The organism is Nonomuraea sp. NPDC049784, from assembly GCF_040659615.1.
GTDB lineage: Bacteria > Actinomycetota > Actinomycetes > Streptosporangiales > Streptosporangiaceae > Nonomuraea.
Genome location: NZ_JBFAMX010001085.1, coordinates 1 through 1,996 on the forward strand (window position 1 = coordinate 1; position 1,996 = coordinate 1,996).

The 1,996-nt window shown below is 69.6% G+C and carries 3 protein-coding genes; all 3 read left to right on the forward strand.

What is annotated here, in order from left to right; genetic code table 11:
* Window positions 1–828 (forward strand): ABC transporter permease (locus AB0J09_RS63485; RefSeq protein WP_360714023.1); only part of this gene is annotated, 828 nt, incomplete at its 5' end.
* Window positions 825–1,619, forward strand: a complete 795-nt coding sequence (locus AB0J09_RS63490) for an ABC transporter permease (RefSeq protein ID WP_360714025.1) — start codon at window positions 825–827, stop codon at window positions 1,617–1,619. The genes AB0J09_RS63485 and AB0J09_RS63490, both read left to right, overlap by 4 nt.
* A partial coding sequence (locus AB0J09_RS63495) for an ATP-binding cassette domain-containing protein (protein ID WP_360714027.1) occupies window positions 1,606–1,996 on the forward strand: 391 nt, incomplete at its 3' end. The genes AB0J09_RS63490 and AB0J09_RS63495, both read left to right, overlap by 14 nt.

The window sequence follows — 1,996 nt, forward strand, 5'->3', positions numbered from 1 at the left end:
CCGGCGGATCCTGAGCGCCGCCCGGCGCTCCTGGCCCTGCCGGCGCTGGTGGCGCTCGCCGTCTTCTTCCTGTTTCCGCTGATCTCGACGGTGATCAGCGCCTTCACCGATCCGGCACCCGGTCTCGGCAACTTCACCTGGTTCTTCGGCGAGGCCCAGAACCTGCGGGTGCTCGGCCGCACGTTCACCACCGCCCTGTGGGTGACGGTGATCGCGCTGATCGTGTCGTACCCGTACGCGTACGGGATGACGATCGCCGGGCCGCGGGCCAGGGCCGTGCTGACGCTGCTGGTGCTGGTGCCGTTCTGGACCAGCCTGATGGTGCGTACCTTCGCGTGGGTGATCCTGCTGCAGGACACCGGCGTGGTCAACGACGCGCTGGGGCTCATCGGGCTGGGACCGTTCAGCCTGATCCGCACCCAGGCGGGCGTCGTGATCGGGATGGTCCAGCTGCTGATGCCGTTCATGGTGCTGCCGCTTTACGCGGTGATGAGCGGGATCGACCGGCGGCTGCTCACCGCCGCAGGCAGCATGGGGGCGCGCCCCGCCAAGGCGTTCGCGACCGTGTACATGCCGCTGTCCCTGCCGGGGGTGTCGGCGGGCTGCCTGACCGTGTTCATCAGCGCGCTCGGCTTCTACGTCACCCCCGCGCTGCTCGGCTCGCCCACCGACGCGCTGCTCTCGCAGCAGATCTTCACGCAGGTCAACGGGCTGCTGAAGTGGGGGCGCGGCGGCGCCATGGGCGTGGTCCTGCTCGGGCTCACGCTCGCGATGATCGCGCTGCTGGGCGTCACACTGCGCCGGGCGGGAAGGAAGGTCACCGGATGAGCGCACGTGCAGGCCGCGGGGTGCTGTGGGCGTTCTGCGCCCTGGTCGGGTTCTGGCTGGTGGCCCCCGCGCTGATCGTGGTGCCGCTCAGCTTCACCTCGAAGGCCTCGCTCAAGTTCCCGCCCGACGGCTACTCCACCCGCTGGTACGAGCACTTCTTCGGCGACACGGCCTGGATGTCGGCCCTGTGGACCTCGATCGAAGTGGGCCTGTTGGTCACGATCGTAGCCACGGCGCTCGGCACGGCTGCGGCGCTCGGCCTGACCAGGGCCAGGATGCGCGGCCTCGCGCTGATCCAGGGGTCGATGCTGGCCCCGATGATCGTGCCGGGCGTCGTGCTGGCCATCGGCGTCTACGCCGTCTTCCTGAAGCTGCAGCTCGTGGGCACGCTGATGGGCTTCGTCATGGCGCACACCGTGCTCGCGCTGCCGTTCGTGATGATCCCGGTCACCGCGTCGCTGAGCGGGTTCGACCGGCGGCTGGAGAGCGCGGCGGCCAGCCTGGGCGCGGGACGCCTGACGACGTTCCGCACCGTGACGCTGCCGCTGGTCGCGCCGGGCGTGGCCGCGGGCGCGCTGTTCGCGTTCGTCACGAGCTTCGACGAGGTGGTCGTCTCGCTGTTCATCCAGAGTCCCTACCTGCAGACGCTGCCGGTGAAGATGTACGCGAGCGTCACCCGCGAGACCGACCCGACCATCGCCGCGGCGGCCACGATGATCATCGTGTTGACCACGAGCCTCGTGCTGATCGCCACCTTCTTCGTCGCCAGGAGGTCCCGTGTCCACCAGTAACGATCTCGCCGCCCGCGGCGCCGGCATCGAGCTGACCGGGCTGACCAAGCGCTACGGTGACTTCGTCGCCGTGGACGACGTCTCGCTGTCGATCAAGCCCGGCGAGTTCATCACGCTGCTCGGGCCGAGCGGCTCGGGCAAGACGACCACGCTCAACATCATCGCCGGCTTCGACCGGCCCACCTCCGGCGAGCTGACCGTGGACGGCACCGCCATCGCCGCGACACCGGCACACAAGCGGGACATGGGCATGGTCTTCCAGCATTACGCCCTGTTCCCGCACATGACGGTCGCCGAGAACATCGCGTACCCGCTCAAGCAGCGCAAGGTGCCCAAGGCGCGCCGCGCCGAGCTGGTCGCGGCGGCGCTGGCCACCG